General features: G+C 65.1%; 2 protein-coding genes. One reads left to right on the forward strand and one right to left on the reverse strand.

The window, feature by feature from the left end:
• Nucleotides 1-386, reverse strand: a 386-nt coding sequence (locus A8G08_RS19095; RefSeq protein ID WP_157108664.1) for a response regulator, incomplete at its 3' end; no start/stop codon positions are given.
• 148 nt (nucleotides 387-534) lie between these two features.
• Between A8G08_RS19095 and A8G08_RS19100 the strand changes: the two genes are divergently transcribed.
• Nucleotides 535-1,134, forward strand: a 600-nt coding sequence (locus tag A8G08_RS19100; protein ID WP_169823332.1) for a universal stress protein, incomplete at its 3' end; no start/stop codon positions are given.

Below are 1,134 nucleotides of genomic sequence, written 5' to 3' on the forward strand. Positions count from 1 at the left end.
GCACGATTGTCGAGCAGTGACTTGCCCGCACCGACGTCCTTGACCGCCTGGGTGAGCTCGAATCCCTTGATGTCCTTGATCACGTAGCCACTGGCACCGGCCATGACGGCGTCGAGCATGGCCTGCTCATCGGTGTACGAGGTCAGGATCAGGCAGCGCATTTCCGGCATGAGGGACAACAGCTCGCGGCACAGTTCGATGCCGTTGCCGTCGGGAAGGCGCACATCGAGGACCGCGACGTCGGGCTTCAACGCAGGGATACGGGCGAGGGCGTGCGACACCGACCCCGCCTCGCCGATCACGGTGAGGTCCGGGTCTTCCTCGAGTAGGTCGGCGAGACCACGGCGAACGACCTCGTGGTCATCGACGAGGAACACCTTCACCATCACAACCTCCAGTTCGAACCCTACGTCACCGATTGCTCGGTTGCGCCGCGCCACAGCGAGTCGTGCGCCACGATTTGTTGACGCCACGTGTCGCGTTCGGCCAGTGTCGAGGGTGCTGGTGATCGCCACGACGAAGGAGTCGAGACAGATGTCGAATGCCCCGATAGTCGTTGCCGTAGACGGCTCGCCGACCTCGTTTGCGGCCGCCGCGTGGGCGGCGCGGTACGCACACCGCCGTAACGCGCCGCTGCACCTCGTCAATTCCGCGACGCTACCCGTCCTGTACGGAGCGACAGTGGCGTTCACCCAGTCGGATTTCGACATGGTGCATGCCGACGGCGAGCGCATCCTCGGCGAGGCGAAGCAGATCGCGAGCGATGTCGCGGGTCCGGATGCGAACCTCGAGATTTCCGGCGAGGTAGTGACCGGCCCGATCATCCCCGCGCTGTTGGACCATTCGGCGAACGCTGCGCTGCTGGTTGTCGGCAGCCGCGGGCTCGGTGCGTTCACCAGATCCCTAGTGGGGTCGGTGAGCTCCGCGGTCACACGGCACGCGAGCTGTCCGGTGGCAGTGGTCAAGGACGACACAGTCGCCGATGCCGTCGGCAGGACCGGCCCCATCGTCGTGGGTGTCGACGGCTCTGAAAACTCCATTCCTGCCACAAAATTCGCGTTCGCCGCGGCTGCCGCACAGGGTGATGAGGTACTCGCGGTGCATGCGTGGAGCGACGCGAGTACCTCATCACCC

This window comes from Aldersonia kunmingensis (assembly GCF_001646865.1).
In the GTDB taxonomy this organism is placed as follows: domain Bacteria; phylum Actinomycetota; class Actinomycetes; order Mycobacteriales; family Mycobacteriaceae; genus Aldersonia; species Aldersonia kunmingensis.